Raw genomic sequence first — 18,409 nt, 5'->3', positions numbered from 1 at the left:
CACCTAAACATGGCTGTGGGCACCGGCGTTAGCCCTTTGTGCTTCAGTTAATTTATTTTGCTTAAACTGTTCCAATGCGTCTTGTACAGTACCCTGAGCATCAACATAAACCTTTATTTTTGCCGCTTGAAGAGCGGTATAGGCCTTCGGCCCGACAAAGCCGGTAACAACTGCATCCACGCCCAAATCTATCAACATTTTAGCAGTAGCCACTCCTGCGCCGCCTGTAGATAATCTGCTGCCGTTTTCCACGCTGCTAACCTTTTCCCTTTCAGAGTCATATAAAACAAAATACTCGCATCTGCCAAATCTAGGGTTTAACGCACTGGATAATGAATCTCCTGTTGCTGATACTGCTATTTTCATGCCCTTCCTCCTTTTCTTTTCATAGCTTGGGCAGGTTGTCGGCACATACCCTTCCTGCTCCGCCTCAACCAAATCCTCTTCTCCGGCTTGCCCCAGCACGGCAATTGTAAGCCCTGCCGGCCGCAAACTATACCGCCACACTGCAACCAACGATTTGGCGGCCTCCTTCACCGCTGCCAAAGGAAAGAATAAATTCCTACCTGTATGAAGGGCAGTAAAACTGCCAATTTATTGACTTATGTTCATAACCATATTATAACCATTATGAACTATTGTCAATAATTTAATAAAAAGATTAAAATTAATTTTTTATAATAAAAAACAAAATACGCCGGCTGTTAGCCGGCGTATTTTTAAAAAGCTTATTTTTTACAGTGATTTTTCCAAGGCTAAAATTTTTTCTTTGGTTTTTGGACTTAAGCAGGAATAAAGTTCTCTCCGGTAGTGGGAGCCGGTTTTCCTTCGCCCAAAGGGCAACCTTTTAGCAATCGTCGCCCATTCAATCTTACTACTGCGATAGTAAACATCAATGTCAACAAAGCGCGAACCGTTTTCATCATATTCCAAACCAATAAGCAGAGTTTTTAATTCTAAAGGGTCAATCATGGTAAACAGCCTGATTTGATAAGCAACAACGGAAAAAAGTGCCAACGCGTGATCCTTAGTCCATGTTTCGCCCAAAATCAATCCGGCTTCTAAATCTTCCAAAACCAACTCTACTCTGCGGGCGTGAATATCATATCTATCAGCTGCATCATAAATATTGATCCGCACTTCATACCATTCACTTTTATCCAATCCCTGAGTGAAATAGCGCACTGCCTCCCGCCGCAATTCTTTATACATTTGCGGAATCGGCTGATGAATGAGCAGGCAGGGTTCAATCACTTTATCTAACTGCACATTTTTTTGCAACGGTGCATCAGTAAATACCACAATGGTATCATTACTCTGCCCGGTGTTGATTGCTTCAATTAAACCTAAAGGATGAGCATGATAGTCTTTTTTAATCATTTCAATAACATTGTTGCTTCTAAACGGTAGACGCTGGATTAACAACCCGGCACCTAATTCTGCCTGTTTTAATAAATGTGCAACTTGTAAGTTAATTAATTTTGCCAAAACCACTGATGAGCCAAACGGTACCACCACAATGTAATCCGCATCATTAACCCAGGCCTTGGTCACAGCATGAGGAACAACCATAATAATAGTATTATCCTCGCTGGCAATTTCCATGGCTTGATTAAAATCAACCGGTCTGCCGGCAAGCTCGGTCAACAATAAATTTTTTAGGCCGACGGTATCTGCAGTGTGCAAAAACAAAAATCGCGGTCCCGTTCGCACAAAAATCATCGGCTCATCACCCTCAAATTAAATTGAATTCGGCAGTATGCATTCGTTCAGACCCCGCCCCTGGTTGACCCCCCAGGGATAGTTTATCTTCACAACTCTCTCGGAAGGTAGCAATATCACATTAATATTGTTCATGCCGTTTAAGTAAACAGCGCCGTTTTTTGTCTTCGGACTTCTAAAATTGTGCCCGTATAAGTAATATCGGGCATTTGCCGGCAATCTTTTCATGCGGTGGGCTAAGCCTATGGTGACGTTTTCAATTCTGACCGTTTCCCCCTCTGTTAACAACTGGGCATGATCGATATAGCTGTTGATAATATCAATATTATCATGGTTTCCGGGGATAATGTAAATTTTTTCTGCCGAACTGCCTTCCAATATATTAATAAATGTGCCCACCATCCGGCTGTATAATGAGAGTTTACCGGGATTGTACTCTAATTTTATATCATCAACCAAGTCACCGGTATGTATAATAATGTCCGGTTTAATGGTAGCGATCAAAGTTGATATTGCACCGTACAATGAAGTTGGGGTATCACTTAAATGTAAAACTTTTTTCTCTGTTGTATTTCGTATCTCGTCAGGAATGTAAAGGCGGCCGGTAAGTTGAGAAAATAAAAATTTTATATTTTCTGCTGCCGTCATAAAATTAAACATTCCCTTCGTAAAAATTTTTCGAAACCGCCATCATTAATGGTAATATAACTAATCAACTACTTAAAGTCAACTTAAAACATCACCTGTTTAACACGTATTTTTTTTAAAACTAACTGGGTTATTGTTTAATTAACCAGTATTTAGGTAATAATACTAACAAATTATATAATTAGGAGGTTTTTTACCAGCAATGACACTTTATGATTATTTTAAGCAGGCGGCTAAAAGACTGCCGGAAGAAGCACATCGAGTGCTCAGAACCCTGCTTGAATCCGGAAAAATGAATAAAGAAGAATTAAGCTTAATGTCTACTACCAAAAGAGCAGTATTAGACCATGTGTTGTTTCAACTGTATGCCTTAGGCTTGGTAGAAATCAGCAGCGAAGGTAAAAGCAAGATGTGTGAAATTACCGACCTGGGGGAACAATACTTAGACATCATTAAAGAAGAGGCTATCTAACAGACTGGGGCGACTCGCTAACTACCGTAAATCAGTTATGCGATCCGCCCTCTCTTTATGCCAAATTTTTTAATTATTTTCCTATTCTGACATTAGTACCTTTTTTCACAATCTGTGTTATTATGGTATTAAATAAAGGCGAAAGGGGGGTAACAAAATGACAAAGAAAGGTATTCAAGTTATTGCATCATCACTGCAAAAACTCTTCCAACCGGATAAACCAACGGCATATTTAAGCGGCCCAAACTTTCTGTATTTCTTAAAATTAAAAGAAAACGAACAAAAACTTCACTCTCAGGGTAAAAAATAAATTTTTCAGCATGTAACTTCTTTTTTTTTGCCTTCCTTTAATTTACCACCCTTAAGAGCCCTTGTCTGCAGCATTTATCTTCATAATATTTCCAAATTAACTTAATTATTTTCCTATTCTGCAATTTGCACTATTTTTCACTAGCTATGCTAATATAGTACTAATAATCTACGAAAGGGGGGAATTTAAATGTTAAAAAAATACAGCCTGCCGGCCGCACAAATTATTCTATTCATACCGGCAACAATACTTCTCGCTGTAGCCTGCTTAATTTACAGTTTAATTGTCTTCTCATTCTGGGCTATCTGCTTCCCTTTTACTAAGCTATTTCACCCGGCTAACCCGGCAACCTATTACTGCAATCCAAAGTTCGGCAACAGCGGATTGGCAAAAATGTTGTCCGTTTATCTCCCGTAATCTCAAGGAGGGTAGCACACTATGTATTGGCCGTATCAAGCAGAAAAATGAAAAGACCCCGGTTTTCAAGTAATTGAAAATTGGGGTCTTTATATTTTTAGCAATTGTCCTATTCTTGTTTTTAGAGGCTTTCAGTCAGTTCCGGTTTTATTTCTTTTCCTTCCGTCCAATGTGCCGGTGTAAAGCTATCCGGTGCTACTTTTGCTTTTATTCGCATGCACAGATAGTATGAAATACCGGTAGCCAGTAATGATTGAACTGCCGGCAGACCCATCGGGTTAACATATTGAGTGTAATAACCAAATGCGATACCTACAAAAAAGGCTATGGTAGCCATCCAGTTCCAACCGGGTTTATCTTCCCATTGTTGATTTCTGACGAAGAAAAAGTCAGCAAAAATAACACCGGCAATGGCAGGATAAATTATTGCACTCATATACAAGAAATTAGTGAAATAATCCAAAATACCGGCCAATGCAACTACAATGGCAACTAAAGTAGCGATAAAAGTCAGCATTGCACGGCCCCTACCGGTATCAACATTTAACAAGTTTGCCAAGGCTAAACCCATGGTGTAGTTGTTAACTAACTGACTGGTCCAAGTAGCAAGCCAGAGGATTAAGAAGCCCCAAACAGGAAAACCAAGGCCAACCATTACTTGCACAATATCCGCATTGCCTACCCCGACAGACATAATTGCTCCAATATAAAACAGCGGAAAACCCACAGCAACTATGCCCAACGGAATCAAGACATTGTCTTTAACCTTTGGCTTAGCATAGCGGGTATAATCGGCGGATATTACCCATTGAGACACATTTGCCCCGATTACCAAACTAATTGCCGCTAAAAAGGTCATACTCGGTTCAGGAGACCAAGAGACTATTGTATCCCAACCGATATTTTTCAGAGCCAATACTATACTGGCAATAACCAATAGCAGTCCGGCCGGTACCGCAATATAATCTGTCCACTTCATAGATGAATAGCCAATGATTGAGGGAATGGCAAACAACAGACCGGCAACGGCAGTAATTACCGCCCAGGGCAACCATTGAGTGGTATAATCAACGCCCAGCATAACGGAAATAGCATTACCGGCAACAGCGGTTTGTGTTGCCCACCAGCCAAGAGAAATTACAAAAATGCTTAAAGCTACTATTACCTTGGCTTGGGTGGCCCCAAAGCCGGTGCGGGCAATCACCGATGATGCGCGACCGGTTTTCGCCCCGATATAGCCTCCGATAGCGTTACCGATCCACTGAATGATTACCAAACCGATCAAAAGAATAAAAAATATTTGAGCCAATCCGTAACTGCCGGCCAAAGTTGAACCAATCATCAGTACCGGAATGGTAAATTCCAAGCCGCCAAAAATCATCGCCGGCGTTAACCAGTGCTGGCGTTCAGACAGCGGCACCGCTCCCAGCGCCTGGTCCTTTTCTATTGAACTAAGGCCTTTTTCTTCCAACTTAAAAATACCCCCTCACCAAAACTATTTATTAAATTGTTATACCTTAATCAGTTCCCGCGGAAAATTGTTCAGTCTTTCTGCACCGTCAGCGGTAACGACAACGATGTCTTCAATCCTGACGCCAAATTTTCCGGGCAAATATATTCCCGGCTCCACGCTGCAAACCATGCCTTCTTGTAGCGGTTGGTCACCGGTGGACGATAAATAAGGCTCCTCGTGATTCTCAATGCCAATTCCGTGACCGGTGCGGTGATTAAAATAATCTCCATAACCGGCTTTGGTAATAATGTCCCGTGCCACTTGATCAATTTCCTTCGGTAGCATGCCGGGCTTGATTGCCTTTACCGCCTCATCCTGAGCACGGCGCACAACTTCATACACTTCTTTTATTTCTTCACTCGGCTCGCCAACAACAAAGGTACGGGTAATATCCGAGCAGTAACCGTCTTTAATTCCGCCCATGTCAATAACAACGGTATCGCCTGCTTTCAGCACGGTATCATCCGGTTCATGATGGGGAATAGCCCCGTTTTTGCCAAAGCCGACTATTGGATTAAATGCCGGCTGTTCAACGCCTCTTTCTTTGTAAAGTCTCAGTACTTCATCAGCTACTTCTTTTTCCGTTACTCCCGGCTTTAAAAAATTCACCAAACTGTCCATAACTTGATCAGTTAATTTTCCAGACTCTTTCAACAACTTAATCTCGTATTCATCCTTTATCACCCGCAAAGCAGCCAATATTAAATCACCGGCAACATATTTTAAACCGCCGGCTTTGGCCATTAACTGAATTAAGTTGCCGCTGGGCCAAAGGTTATCAATGGCAATTTTTCCTTCCGTCGGCAAAATTTCAGCCAATAAAGCAATTGAGTCATTCCCGTCTTGCCAAAATACTTTTTCTACATTTTGCGGCATTTCAATTTGCTGCTCAAACATCTCATGAACAATTAAAGTAGGGGCACCGGTCTGGGGAATGACAATGGCCTGCAGGCGTTCATGAGAGTCTAACCGGGTACCGCTGAAATAAAAAAAGTTTTGCGGAGCTGTAACCACTACTGCAGCCAATGCTTGTTCTTTAAGCAGCTCTTGGGCTCTAAAAAATCTCTGCTCGTAAATACTCACCTTTCCACCCCCCTATTGTTTATTATTGCCGGGCCCCGGTTTGTTTAACGAAGCAGGACCCGGCTTGATATACTTTATTACACTGCTATTTCTTAACTAGCACCCATACTACTTCACAATCTTCATTACCGTCGTTCAGTGACCAGTGCTCTTCCCCGGCAGGAATCAGACTGGCTTGTCCGGCAGATAAACGATACTTTTCCCCTCCGCTGAAAGATACTAGCGAGCCTTTCAAGATGAGCGAATATTCATCACCCTCATGCTTGCCCGTTCCTTCCTGGGGAACCCTTGCACCCGGAGGAAACACTGCCGTACCGAAAGTTACTTTAGCATTGGGTTCGTCTTTTCCGCCGAATATAATCTTCATCAAGGCTTTGGCACTTAATTCAGACGGTACTTCTGAAACATTTACTACTTTCAATTAGTTTCCTCTCCTTTGACGCTCCTCCGTAAAGCCGACAACTTCAAATGTTTCCGGATCAACAATTACACCGTAATCATTCTTTGCCTGTTCCACGGTAATGTATTCATTCTTTACATCCCAAGCCACTTTTTGCGGATCGCGCTTTAAGGGATCGCCATATCCGCCGCCGGTCGCCGTAATAAAGCGAACAACATCATTTTTGTTCAAGGGATAACGGGAGTACTTGCCAAAGGGACCGTCTTTTTCCCCGTTAGCTTTAATAATTTCAAACCTGTTATTGGAACCGTCTTTACCGCCGCCACACCCCCATGGAACAAACTTGTTACGACCAAAGGATGCCGTTACCATATGTCCGTCGCATAAGGCACGGTAAGAGCGAACTACACCCGCTCCGCCGCGGTACTCACCGGCACCCGCTCCGTCAGCATGAATGCTGTACTCATCAACCATAATAGCGTAGCGGGTCTCAGCTACTTCAATCGGCACGTTAAAAGTTTCCCCGTCATTGATACAAAACTGTCCGGTGCAACCGTCCATTCCTTCACCGGCACCCCAACCGCCGGCAGTTGGTTCAGAAAATACAAACTGCTCTTTTGTATCCGGGTATATGCCGGCATAGTTTACTGCACAAACTGATAACATGTGACCGGCGGTTAAACGATGGGGCACCACCGGAGCCAAGGCACGCCAAACTAACTCTGCGCCATAACCCATCGATTCCCAATAGGTTGACACCGCCGCCGGACGCTTACAGTTAAAAATGGAACCTTCTTCGGCAATAATCTCCAATGGACGGAAGACACCGTCATTGACGTCCTGGGACGGGTTAGTAATGCCCAAAAATACCGTTCTTATTGCTGAAGAGGTAGCAGCATAAGAAGAGTTGATCGGGCCCAGTACCTGAGGATGGCTGCCGGTAAAATCACAGATAAACTTATCATCTGTAATAGTTACTTTAACCTGTACTTTCAGCGGGCCATTGCCAAAACCGTCGTCATCAATATAGTCAACGGCTTCATATACGCCCTTGGGCAGTTTTGCCAATTCCTTGCGGGTTATTTGTTCACCATGATCCAACAAGTGATCAATGGAAGCTAAAACCACATCTTTGCCGTACTTGTCGCAAAGTTCAACCAAACGTCTTGCCCCGGTTCGCAAAGCTGCCACCTGTGCCCACATATCTCCTAAAGATAGATCAGGGAATCTGACGTTAGCAGCAATAATATCTACCAGGGCTTGGTTTAATTTACCTTCGTCAAACAGTTTTACGCAGGGAAACTGCAGCCCTTCCTGATAAACTTCGGTAGCATCGTTTGTCCAGGAACCGGGGTCCTTACCGCCAACTTCCGTCCAGTGGGCTTTATTTGCTGAAAAGGCAATCAGTTCATCTTCGTAGAAGATCGGCATCAGCAGTCCCACGTCAGAAAGGTGAGAACCCCCGCCCATATATGGGTCATTGATAATAATGATGTCACCGGGTTTGAAATTGTCTCCAAATTTATTTATCGCTGCCTTAACCATAAAGGTAAGCAAACCGATAAACCCGGTACAGCCGTTACCTTGGGTAAGCAGGTTACCCTTGGCATCGGTCATACCGCTGGCATAGTCCAATACTTCATAAATAACCGGGCTCTTTGAAGTACGGGCTAAGGCAATAAACATTTCATCGCCAATCGCAATCAGCGAATCTTTTACAATATCCAGGGTAAAAGGATCTATTTTATTTTTTTGATTGCTCATCAATTACACCCCCGTCTTAATTATCAAGTTGCCATAACAATCCACAGTAACTGTTTGTCCGGGATATATGACGGTAGATGCCGAACGTTCTTCAACAATGGCCGGACCTTCAATGGTTACTTCAGCAGCCAGTTTTTCTCGGTCATACACTTTGGTATCCAACCAGCCTTCTTCTTCATAAAGAACCGGTCTTATCTCTTTCAATGCATCTTCCGGATTGCCGCCTACCCGTTCCAATTTGTATAACTCAGGCTTTTGAACAATCCCGAAGGCAACTAAGTGCAGGTTAACAATCTCCGTCGGGGAATCTTCCAGTTTAAAGGTATAGGCCTGTTCGTGAAGATCATGGAAGCGGCGAATAACTTCTTTAACAGTTTCTTCATCCATTTCACCGTTAGGAACCGGAACTTTAACGGTATGTTCTTGACCGGCGTAGCGCATATCCGCAAAGCGGGAAAATACCACTTTGGCCTGCTCAAAGCCTTGTTTTTGATAATATCCATAAGCTTCAGTCTCCATTTGCTGCCATTCGCTATTTAGCTGATTAAGATCTATATTCTCAAAATTACTAATGTACGTTTTAATAAAGTCATAACGCAGGTCAGTCATTAACATTCCCCAAGCGGAAAATACCGAGCCGGCTACAGGTACAATAACTTTCTTCACACCTAATTCTTTCGCCAAAGCAGCTGCATGCATCGGCCCCCCGCCGCCAAAGGCTACCATAGAAAATTCGCGCGGATCATAACCCCTTCTTACCGAAATCAGCTTTAAAGCATTTAACATGTTGGAGTTTGCTATCCGAATAATTCCCAGTGCCGCTTCGTCCACCGACATGTTAAAATGCTTAGCCACTTTTTCATAAATAACTTCCTTAACTTTATCAATGTCTACTTCATTATCGAAGTTTTTGGCAGACAAACGACCGGTAACCAAGCTGGCATCGGTTGTAGTCGGTTCGGTACCGCCAAGCCCATAAGCAACCGGACCGGGCAGTGCCCCGGCTGACTGCGGACCTACTCTCAATGAACCGGCATCGTCAATCCAGGCGATTGAACCGCCGCCGTTACCGATTTCCACTATATCTACTACCGGCACTTTAATTGGATATCCGGCTGTACGCTCGGTTCTTTCAATGTGGTAATCGGTAGTAATTTTTACCTCACCATTATCAATCAGCGAACATTTAGCCGTAGTACCGCCAATATCAAAAGCAATAATATTTTTCTCGCCAATTATCTGTCCGAGAACCGCCGCTCCAAAAACGCCGGCAACCGGACCGGATTCTACCATATTGATTGGTGTTACTTTAGATTGTTCAAAGGTAGTAGTACCGCCGTTGGACTGCATAATGTACTTATAGCATTTATCTGCACCTATCTCAGTTAATTTAGCTTCTAACTTATCTACATATCTGGAAGCAATCGGTTTAACGTAAGAGTTTAAGGCGCAGGTATTGAAGCGCTCATACTCCCGCCATTCCTTTGTTACTTCATGGGAGGCGGTAACAGCTACTTCCGGCCAAAGTTCTTTAATTATTTCTACAGTTTTCTGTTCATGAGCCGGGTTGGCATAGGCATGCAGATAAGCAACGGCAATAGCTTCTACATTTTCTTTCTTGAAATACTCGATAATGTCTTTGATTTGTTCTGTATTCAAAGGTGTAACTACTTCGCCTTTATAATTCAACCTTTCTTCCACTTCCCGGCGCAAGTAGCGCGGTATAAAAGGAGCCGGCTTTTGATAGCGAAGGTTGTATAAGTCCGGGCGGTTACCCCGGGCCAGCTCTAACACATCGCGAAATCCTTTTGTCGTAATCAGTCCGGTTTTCGCACCTTTACGTTCCGTTAAAGCATTAATAATTACAGTAGTGCCATGAATAAATGTTTCTATCTCCTTGGCATTTACTCCACTCTTTTTAATAACATCAATAACCCCTTTTTCAAAATTTGGGGGTGTGGTATGACTTTTAGCAACGGTAATTTTTCCCTGCTCGTCTACGGAAACCAAATCAGTAAAGGTTCCTCCAATGTCGGTTGCAACCCTCATAATTTACCACCTTTCTAACTAACAGTTTTTTATTCTGGTCATCCTTTCAAAAGATTACTGGGATCAGCACGCACAATAGTTTTGCTTTTTGTTCGGTAGGGTTCAGCCAATAGTGGGTTAATTCAGAAGGAAAGTGAATGGAATCTCCCTTCTTTACCAGGTACTCGTGACCGTCTATATTAAAAATCACTGTTCCTTCCAAAACATAATAAAACTCTTCTCCGGGATGGTTATATTTTGTCGCTTCACTGTTTGCCCCCGGATCCAAAGTAACCAGCATCGGTTCTAAGCTTCTCCCCGAAAATTCACCGCCAACTCTGATATATTCCGCTGTTGAACCTTCAATCCTAAACGGCTTTTGTTCTTCTTTTTTGACCAGAAAATTATTATTTTTATACTCCTCAAAAAAACTGGTTATCGGTACATTCAAAGCATCGGCTATCTTTTTCAAAGAAGTTATCGCCAAAGAGGAATTACCTCTTTCCACTTGAGAGAGGAAACTAACCGATAACCCCGTTTTTTCGCTAAGTTCCTTTAAAGTTAGGTTTTGCTGGTTGCGTAGCTCCCTTATGCGTTCATAAATCTCTTTAATGTTCCTTTTCCCCCTCTCTTAATCCCAGCACCGTCAATGAGCCGTTTTACTAATACTAAAAAATTTTTTAGCACGAGTTTAATTATTACACAATCACTTCATTTTTTCCTGCAAGAGCAGACAAATTTTTATAAAATTTTTTGCTGTCAGTGTACAAATTGCGTTTGTTTTTTGTACACAATCTATGCAACGCAAACATTTGTCCACCTGTTAGAGAGTATTTTTACCATACCAGCAAAAAACCGGGAGGAATTCACACCTCCCGGTAAAAACTAACATTTTACTTCGTATTCTCTACTATTACCTGCATTACTGAATTCAGCAGCCTCTGTAAATCCGTTTGTGCTTCATGAAATTCTTTGATTAATTGGTTTTCATATAACTTTAACTCTGCTTGCTCCATTGCTTTTATATCCTCTTGTGTCAATTTACCTTGTTCCTGTTTTTTTAGATTAGCGTTCTGCAGTTGGGTGAACTCATTTAACAAATTTAAACATTCTTTATCGGCAAACATTTTTTGTTGCCTTATCCTCACTTCTTGATACTCGTCTGTTTCGGTAATTAGTTGAGCTAATTCTTTGGCTTTTTGTTCCAATAATTCGTTCACTAAACATCACTCTCCATAAAAGATTTTATCTAATGAGCCTTGCCCAAACTTTGTGCTTTAAAATAAATTTGGTACTTCTTCCTTTAAGTTAATTGTCTTTTTAATATCAAACTGATTAAGTAACCAATTAAAGCCGAAATGCATTAATTCTAAATCATCGGTTTTAAGTTTGTTCGTGGTTTCCTCCGAAACATTAAATACTTTTAAAAAACTGCTTTCAAAAATAAACTTTCTAAATTTATCCAGATCGTAGCAAGCCATTAAAAACATCTCTTTAATGTGCCTATCTAGGCCGGCAAATCCGGTAAACTTTAATTTTAAGGGGATTTCTTTAAATCCCTCATCCATCTTTTGATAAACATCTACCCCTTGATTAACCACCCATTGTTCTACCGTCCACTCCGTTTGCTCCAATAATCCCAAACAGCGGGAACTGTCAAAGCAAAAACCATACAAATTTTCACCCTTTATATCTACGGGAGCCATCCTGCAAGCCCACGGCCGATCCGGATAGACAGAACAACCCTGTTGAGATACAAAAGGACATCTTTTCTCTTTGTCAGCGTCCATATTAATCATTACCAACGGAAACGCCCTCAATCCTGGGTAAATGACATGTGCATATTTAGCCAAAAATTCACTTGACCTAATACCCAAATTTTTCTTTAAGCGAAGCACATCGTAAGGGGTTAAGAAAATGTTAATATCCCGGCAACAAGTGTTAAAGCAGGCCAGCCCCTCGTGGCAGGAAAATTTAAATTTATCGTCCGCTGAAAAAAAACCCTTTAATTTCATAATGTTAATTCTCCTAAAAAATAAACTTAATTAGTGATATTCGACACAAATATTATAAAACCTTTTAAAAAACAAAATAAACGGCAATGATAATATTTGGGAGGTATAGATTATGAATATTATTAGCCAAGAAAAACTCAAAACCCTTAAAAACAAAATATTGTGGGATTTTTCTTTAGAAAACGAATTTCACCCGGACAAGCGCCGTCCCGGTTATAGTTTTGTCATTGATGTCTGGCAGGGCCGGCCTACTCTGGCCCTTTACCGCATTCGGCCCAACTACAGCACGACCATAACCTTAGAAGAGCAACCGCCAACGGAACTGCTTGTCAAAGCCATTATAAACCAAGGTAATTTGCCGATTGAGGACGGACTTTATGCCATAGACGATACGGTACGTCAGTGGCTGGAAGAGCGCCTGGCTTAACAGGATGGTGGCTTAGCTAGGGAAGCGATAGGCATGCCGCCTGTTATCCCAATCGCAACGCTTCTTTGGCGGCCAAGGCATTTACGTCCTGTGTAGAAAACTAAAAGTGATATGCTCCCCTTTGAGTAGGCACCTGAAATAACAAAAATCAGGACTACTTAAAGGGGAGTTTTCTATAGGGACAAAAAACATCGGTTACGAAGAAATTAGAAGCAGGCGAAAATTACCTGCGAGGTGAAGGAAACGGGATGCCTCCCATGACATACCGCCAATTGTTTGAAAATACGGCATATAAAAAACCGGGCCCTATTTTTAGGAGTCCGGTTAAAAGTTTTTCTTTTTTCGGCCGTCTGATTGACAGGGAGCAGTTCAATCGGACGCAGCCGGAAGCTTTAATTTTCTTTACGAAGTGTAAATGGCCCTGGCGATCTTTAACGCCGGTTGTGGATTAGCCGATATCTTCCGTTCCCTTCGGATAGCTGCTCTTATTATAAAGATCCATAATATAATCGGTTGCTTCGTCGTTGCGCTGCAATATTATGCCAAAAGCCAATGCGGTAATTAAAAATCTTCTGATTGCTTCCACTAAATTTTCCACTTCCATTTTACCTTCTACCCAGGGAAGAATAAAATGAGTTGCCAATTGTGCAGTCATCACGTGCATTAAATTGTCTACTCCCGGGTAGGTCTCTAAAATTTCCTTAATAGAAGGCGCATCTTTTAACATATCAAAGTACTCCATTGCCGCCTGTTCATCAATTTCTTTAAATTTCAACTTAATCGCTCCTTTAATGTTTTGGTAATTATTACTATCCTTTCCCTTTAGCAAAAAAATAAAACCGGGACGATAAAATAATCCCGGTTAATTAGTTTTTAATGCCAAGCAGCTCCAAAAAACGCAAGCGGAATTCTATATTGTCCCGTTCAAATATTTTATAACCTCGCGCTTTCTCTCCCGGTTTAATTTCTTTTACGCCATCAGTAAAGCACAGTGGAGGAAAGAGCACACACCACCAGTTACGTCCTTTGCCTTCTCCGATAACTACCCGCACCGCTTGGTAATCTCCGGCAGGCAAAGTAACATCACCGTAGGTTTTTTCCGGAAAGCGGTAATTACCTAGCATTACCTGTACGGGGTAATCTTTGCCTTCTTTTTTAATTTGTTCAGCGGCAAGGTTTTGAATTTCCGCCAAGCTTTCGCGGGTTACTGCCAGCGCCTCTTCTTTACTGTCTAAGCCCTCAAACTTAGCTTTCATTTCATTAACAATAACATCTCTAACATGTAATTTTAGTGCTTGATCTTCTAATGTATTACTGTTGGCAATAACATGAAGCCTAATAAACTGTTCAGTATACTGATGTTCTATATAATATTTATAACTACATGCACACAAACTGATTACTATTAATAATATTAAAGCTAAAACTCTAATATTTCTTTTTATAACCAAGAAACACCCCACCTATCACTAACTAATTAGTAATAGTATGAGGTGTTTTTAAGCTTTTTATACTAGAAAAAGCCAACATTCTTTAAAAATGAAGCAACATTACCTACACATGCTAATACCAAAAACAAATAAAATATCGGTATTAGTTTTTCAATTCTAACTGCCAGTTCTTCCGTGACAAATTTTTTAATTAGCAAATAACCGACGGCAAAAATTAATGTCGGCGTAGCAATCATCAAAAAGACAGTATTGTTACCGGCAAACAACAGACCTATTTGAGCCAGTAAATTGCCCATACTTTTAATAAAAACCATTAAGATCAAACTTCTTTTCACATAGGTGTGAGTTTGGCGCCTTTGGGCAGCTAATGCCTTTTTCTTTTTGGCCAAAGGTAACCCTCCTTAATATGTATGTGATTTTCAATACAATCATCTTACCATTGAGCAAAAAAACATGTAAAGTATGGTGCATTTGCTTTCTTGCATTTTATTATCCTTTAGTTTAGACTGTAACCATAGAAAAATTTCCCTTATCATTAGGTGGCAATATGTATATCCCCTTGCCAACTTATAATTATTAACTTGATTTTAAATACTATACCATAATATAAAGCACCTTGGCTAATATATTCGCCAAGGTACAATTTTTAGAAGGAGCAGTTATGGCAAAAATCGAACTAATCGCTACCGCCGCTTTCGGGCTGGAAGCCGTTGTAGCCTATGAACTAAAACAGTTGGGATATAACAACTTAAAAGTGGAAAACGGGCGGGTTACCTTTGTAGCTAACGAGTATGCTATCTGTCATACTAACCTTTGGCTGCGGACAGCCGATCGCGTACTGTTAAAAATGGGCGAATTTAAAGCCACTACTTTTGAAGAACTTTTTCAACAAACCAAAGCCCTGCCCTGGCCGGATTGGCTTCCGGAAGATGCTCACTTTCCGGTAACCGGAAAATCAATTAAATCTACCTTACATAGTGTTCCCGATTGTCAAGCAATTGTAAAAAAGGCGGTAGTGGAAAAAATGAAGGAAGTTTATCAACGAGAGTGGTTTAAAGAAACCGGCCCGACATATAAAATTGAAGTGGCATTGTTAAAAGATATCGCCACCTTAACTATCGACACCAGCGGTGCCGGCCTGCATAAAAGGGGCTACCGCAAACTTACCGCCAAAGCACCGTTAAGAGAAACGCTGGCTGCAGCCATGATTTTGCTAAGCTACTGGCAGCCTGACCGCCTGCTGATTGACCCTTTCTGCGGCTCAGGAACAATTCCCATTGAAGCGGCCTTAATTGGGCAAAACATTGCTCCGGGATTAACGCGCAATTTTGTTTCCGAAGACTGGCCGGCAATTCCTAAAAAATACTGGCAGGAAGTACGCCGCAACGCCCATCAGGCTGCCCGGTACGATCAACCTTTAAATATTTTGGGATACGACATCGATAAAGAAGTTTTAAGCATGGCCCGTTATCATGCCCGGGAAGCAGGTGTAGATGAATTTATTGATTTTCATCCCCAAGACATTGCCGATTTCAGCACTAAGAAAAAATACGGCTGTATTATTACCAACCCTCCTTACGGTGAGCGCCTCAGTGAACGCAGTGCAGTGGAAAAACTATACAAAACAATGGGGCAGGTATTTAAGCCGCTGGATACTTGGTCTATTTATGTGCTTACTTCACATCCGGGTTTTGAAAAACACTATGGCAAAAAAGCCGATAAAAAAAGAAAGCTATACAACGGGCGCATTAAATGTAACTATTATCATTATTTGGGGCCACCGCCGCCCCGTAATAACGATAAATAGAAATACTTATAAAGGGGTTGTTTAAATGGCTAAAGACGTTAAATACAATGAATATTTAAAAGAACTTACTGAACAATTGCCTAAAGGTGCCTTTCTCACGGTAAAAAGCGGTGATAAACTTAACACCATGACCATCGGTTGGGGTACGGTAGGCGTTATTTGGGGTAAACCGATGTTTGTTGTCTTAGTCAGATATTCAAGATACACTCACCAATTGTTAGAAACTGCCGAAGAGTTCACCGTAAGTATTCCCGTGCATAAAGATTTAAAGAAAGAATTGGCTTTTTGCGGAACAAAATCGGGACGGGATTATGACAAATTCAAAGAACTAAATTTAACGGCTGAACCGGGAAAAGTTGTGCAAACTCCTATTGTTGGGGAATGCGATCTGCATTATGAATGCAAAATTGTTTATCGGCAAACAATGGAGCCTGCCCTGCTGGATAAAAACATTAAAGAAACCAGCTACGCCCAAAATGACTACCATGTTATTTACTACGGAGAAATTTTAGCCTGCTATACGAAATAAACCTTAACAACCCTGATACAAAAGATAAGTATGGTGACAGCACAAAATCTGTTCACCATACTTTTTTACTTTCTTTGTGCAGTGACAAAACTTTTGGCAGGAATTTTAACGGCGTCATAGAATAAATATTGCTTAAAGATGTGAAAGGAGGTACAAGGGTGCGCCTTTTAGAACAAATTATCCAACATAATAAAGAATTCATTAAATCTAATTCTTACACCCCGGCACCGTCTAAAATTCCCGCCAAACACCTTGCTGTTTTTACCTGTATGGACACCCGTCTGGTAGAATCTTTAGAATGGGCGATGGGCATTAAATGCGGCGATGCCAAAGTAATAAAAAATGCCGGCAACAGCATTACCGGATCCTTTGATTCCGTTATCCGCAGTTTTTTGATTTGCATTTTCGAGCTGGAAGTGAAAGAAATTGCTATTATCGGCCATTATGATTGCGGCATGGCCACCACTACATCCGATGAGCTAATTAATAACATGCTTGCCAGAGGTATCTCAGAGGACGCCATAAAAGTTATCGAAGATGATTTAAGATTATGGATAGACAGTTATCGCGATCCGGTTGAAAACGTTAAAAACGTAGTTAAAAAAGTTCGCTCTAACCCTCTGATTCCCAAAGACGTGCCGATACACGGATTAATGTTTAATCAATCAACCGGAGAACTTGAAATAATCATTAACGGGTACAATGAATAAAAAATAATTTACTCCCTTGACGGTAGGTTGCTGAAACAATAACAGCGTTACCGCAAGGGAGTCTTTTTATGTAATATACAATTTTTTTACGCTTCCTGCTGATATTGTTTTTTTCTGCTTCTTGCACCTAAAATTAAAATCGCTGCCACCAACGCTACTATAAATCCCCAATGCACAATGGGATACGGTGCAATAAAAGGAGCAATCTTCGGATCTTCCACAATCATCCGGGCAGCCGTGAAAGCCAATACTGCCGCACCAATGTAAATAATAACCGGATACTTGTTCATTAATGCAGATACTATTGTGCTGCCCCAAATAATTATCGGCACGCTAATTAACAACCCAACTACCACCAGCAAAAAAGAGCCGTGGGCCGCTCCGGCGACTGCCAACACGTTGTCTAATCCCATGGTAATATCGGCTACAATAATGGTAGCGACAGCCTCCCATTTGGAATTTGCGCTTTTTACCTCCGGATCATCTTCTGCAATCAATAATTTGTAAGCTATCCAGACTAAAATTATACCGCCAATAAATTTTAAGAAAGGTATTTTCAGAAGCTGCACCACTGCCAAGGTGGCTAATATTCTAACCACCACCGCTCCCAAGGTGCCGAGAATAATCACTTGTTTTCTGGTATCCGGCTTTAAATTACGAGCTGCCATGCCGATGACAATGGCATTATCACCGGCTAAAACCAAATCAATGATGACAATTGATATAACAGCTGTAATAAACTCTGCAGATAAAATGTCCATTTTTACCCCCTTGCTATCATTTCATCAACATTAAGCAGATATACGCCAAATTTTAATCTAAATTAACTTCAGTTAGGGCAAAATGAAAAGACCTTCACCTCCCATGGCAAAGGTCTTGCTAACAACTCGTAGTTGCCAACAAAGCCGGAGGAAAAACCTCGACCTGACGACTTTGTTGTTAAAGCTACTCCCCTTCTACCAATTTTAATTTCTTGGAATAATTATATCATTATCGCTATCCATTAACAATATTGTTTTTTAATTTTAAACGCAACAATTATCTTATCCTATATTCACCGCTCGGTATAATTTCTCTTTAATATGACCTTTTTTATTTGATATAATATGCAAG

The 18,409-nt window shown here is 41.2% G+C and carries 21 protein-coding genes; 6 read left to right on the top strand and 15 right to left on the bottom strand.

All coding sequences use genetic code 11. The features are described 5' to 3' along the window. Positions 1 to 3: 3 nt before the first annotated feature. From ACZ5NG_RS00540 to ACZ5NG_RS00530, 3 genes are all read right to left on the bottom strand, one after another. Entirely contained in the window at positions 4 to 507 is a 504-nt protein-coding gene (locus tag ACZ5NG_RS00540; protein WP_464253080.1) for a NifB/NifX family molybdenum-iron cluster-binding protein, read from the bottom strand. Between the two features lie 228 nt (positions 508 to 735). Continuing rightward, positions 736 to 1,722 (bottom strand): hypothetical protein, encoded by a 987-nt coding sequence (locus ACZ5NG_RS00535; protein ID WP_464252091.1) that lies wholly within the window; start codon positions 1,720 to 1,722, stop codon positions 736 to 738. Positions 1,723 to 1,740: 18 nt separating this feature from the next. Then, positions 1,741 to 2,370, bottom strand: a complete 630-nt coding sequence (locus ACZ5NG_RS00530) for a metallophosphoesterase (RefSeq protein ID WP_464252090.1) — start codon at positions 2,368 to 2,370, stop codon at positions 1,741 to 1,743. Positions 2,371 to 2,572: 202 nt separating this feature from the next. Here ACZ5NG_RS00530 and ACZ5NG_RS00525 point away from each other — a divergent pair, with 202 nt between their 5' ends. Further along, positions 2,573 to 2,842, top strand: coding sequence for a transcriptional regulator (locus ACZ5NG_RS00525; protein WP_464252089.1), 270 nt, complete (start codon positions 2,573 to 2,575; stop codon positions 2,840 to 2,842). 157 nt (positions 2,843 to 2,999) lie between these two features. Next, complete coding sequence (locus tag ACZ5NG_RS00520) at positions 3,000 to 3,152, top strand: hypothetical protein (RefSeq protein WP_464252088.1); 153 nt, start codon at positions 3,000 to 3,002, stop codon at positions 3,150 to 3,152. A gap of 538 nt (positions 3,153 to 3,690) precedes the next feature. Here the strand turns inward: ACZ5NG_RS00520 and ACZ5NG_RS00515 are convergent. The 8 genes from ACZ5NG_RS00515 to ACZ5NG_RS00480 form a co-directional block, all read right to left on the bottom strand. Further along, on the bottom strand, positions 3,691 to 5,040 hold the full coding sequence (locus ACZ5NG_RS00515) for a purine-cytosine permease family protein (RefSeq protein WP_464252087.1): 1,350 nt from the start codon (positions 5,038 to 5,040) through the stop codon (positions 3,691 to 3,693). A 39-nt stretch (positions 5,041 to 5,079) separates the two neighbouring features. Beyond that, entirely contained in the window at positions 5,080 to 6,165 is a 1,086-nt protein-coding gene (locus ACZ5NG_RS00510) for a M24 family metallopeptidase (RefSeq protein ID WP_464252086.1), read from the bottom strand. 85 nt (positions 6,166 to 6,250) lie between these two features. Further along, on the bottom strand, positions 6,251 to 6,586 hold the full coding sequence (locus tag ACZ5NG_RS00505) for a cupin domain-containing protein (RefSeq protein WP_464252085.1): 336 nt from the start codon (positions 6,584 to 6,586) through the stop codon (positions 6,251 to 6,253). After that, complete coding sequence (locus ACZ5NG_RS00500) at positions 6,587 to 8,329, bottom strand: hydantoinase B/oxoprolinase family protein (RefSeq protein ID WP_464252084.1); 1,743 nt, start codon at positions 8,327 to 8,329, stop codon at positions 6,587 to 6,589. Between the two features lie 3 nt (positions 8,330 to 8,332). Next, the gene (locus ACZ5NG_RS00495; RefSeq protein WP_464252083.1) at positions 8,333 to 10,378 is read right to left on the bottom strand and encodes a hydantoinase/oxoprolinase family protein; all 2,046 of its coding nucleotides are present in this window, start codon (positions 10,376 to 10,378) and stop codon (positions 8,333 to 8,335) included. Positions 10,379 to 10,424: 46 nt separating this feature from the next. Then, the gene (locus tag ACZ5NG_RS00490) at positions 10,425 to 10,970 is read right to left on the bottom strand and encodes a helix-turn-helix domain-containing protein (protein WP_464253079.1); all 546 of its coding nucleotides are present in this window, start codon (positions 10,968 to 10,970) and stop codon (positions 10,425 to 10,427) included. 280 nt (positions 10,971 to 11,250) lie between these two features. Next, entirely contained in the window at positions 11,251 to 11,577 is a 327-nt protein-coding gene (locus ACZ5NG_RS00485; RefSeq protein ID WP_464252082.1) for a YlbF/YmcA family competence regulator, read from the bottom strand. Positions 11,578 to 11,634: 57 nt separating this feature from the next. Beyond that, positions 11,635 to 12,372: a YkgJ family cysteine cluster protein gene (locus ACZ5NG_RS00480; RefSeq protein ID WP_464252081.1), complete on the bottom strand. Its 738-nt coding sequence runs from the start codon at positions 12,370 to 12,372 to the stop codon at positions 11,635 to 11,637. Between the two features lie 112 nt (positions 12,373 to 12,484). Between ACZ5NG_RS00480 and ACZ5NG_RS00475 the strand changes: the two genes are divergently transcribed. Further along, positions 12,485 to 12,799: a DVU0772 family protein gene (locus ACZ5NG_RS00475; RefSeq protein ID WP_464252080.1), complete on the top strand. Its 315-nt coding sequence runs from the start codon at positions 12,485 to 12,487 to the stop codon at positions 12,797 to 12,799. 448 nt (positions 12,800 to 13,247) lie between these two features. On the opposite strand, the gene ACZ5NG_RS00470 is transcribed toward ACZ5NG_RS00475, so the two are convergent. From ACZ5NG_RS00470 to ACZ5NG_RS00460, 3 genes are all read right to left on the bottom strand, one after another. Beyond that, entirely contained in the window at positions 13,248 to 13,574 is a 327-nt protein-coding gene (locus ACZ5NG_RS00470) for a hypothetical protein (protein ID WP_464252079.1), read from the bottom strand. 91 nt (positions 13,575 to 13,665) lie between these two features. Further along, the gene (gene spoIIR, locus ACZ5NG_RS00465; protein ID WP_464252078.1) at positions 13,666 to 14,250 is read right to left on the bottom strand and encodes a stage II sporulation protein R; all 585 of its coding nucleotides are present in this window, start codon (positions 14,248 to 14,250) and stop codon (positions 13,666 to 13,668) included. A gap of 62 nt (positions 14,251 to 14,312) precedes the next feature. After that, positions 14,313 to 14,639: a hypothetical protein gene (locus ACZ5NG_RS00460; RefSeq protein ID WP_464252077.1), complete on the bottom strand. Its 327-nt coding sequence runs from the start codon at positions 14,637 to 14,639 to the stop codon at positions 14,313 to 14,315. A 272-nt stretch (positions 14,640 to 14,911) separates the two neighbouring features. On the opposite strand from ACZ5NG_RS00460, the gene ACZ5NG_RS00455 reads away from it, so the two are divergent. The 3 genes from ACZ5NG_RS00455 (at position 14,912) to ACZ5NG_RS00445 (ending at position 17,296) form a co-directional block, all read left to right on the top strand. Next, a complete protein-coding gene (locus ACZ5NG_RS00455) occupies positions 14,912 to 16,057 on the top strand; it encodes a THUMP domain-containing class I SAM-dependent RNA methyltransferase (RefSeq protein WP_464252076.1) in 1,146 nt (381 codons plus the stop codon). A 25-nt stretch (positions 16,058 to 16,082) separates the two neighbouring features. Further along, positions 16,083 to 16,586, top strand: a complete 504-nt coding sequence (locus ACZ5NG_RS00450) for a flavin reductase family protein (RefSeq protein ID WP_464252075.1) — start codon at positions 16,083 to 16,085, stop codon at positions 16,584 to 16,586. Between the two features lie 158 nt (positions 16,587 to 16,744). Next, on the top strand, positions 16,745 to 17,296 hold the full coding sequence (locus ACZ5NG_RS00445; protein ID WP_464252074.1) for a beta-class carbonic anhydrase: 552 nt from the start codon (positions 16,745 to 16,747) through the stop codon (positions 17,294 to 17,296). An 86-nt stretch (positions 17,297 to 17,382) separates the two neighbouring features. On the opposite strand, the gene ACZ5NG_RS00440 is transcribed toward ACZ5NG_RS00445, so the two are convergent. Next, positions 17,383 to 18,057 carry a TerC family protein gene (locus ACZ5NG_RS00440; RefSeq protein WP_464252073.1) on the bottom strand — a complete coding sequence of 225 codons (675 nt, stop codon included), beginning with the start codon at positions 18,055 to 18,057 and terminating at the stop codon, positions 17,383 to 17,385. Positions 18,058 to 18,409 lie beyond the last annotated feature (352 nt).

It is taken from the genome of Desulfovectis peckii (genome assembly GCF_055391705.1).
Note: the sequence above shows the minus strand (reverse complement) of the source record. Positions and strands in the feature narration are given on the sequence as shown.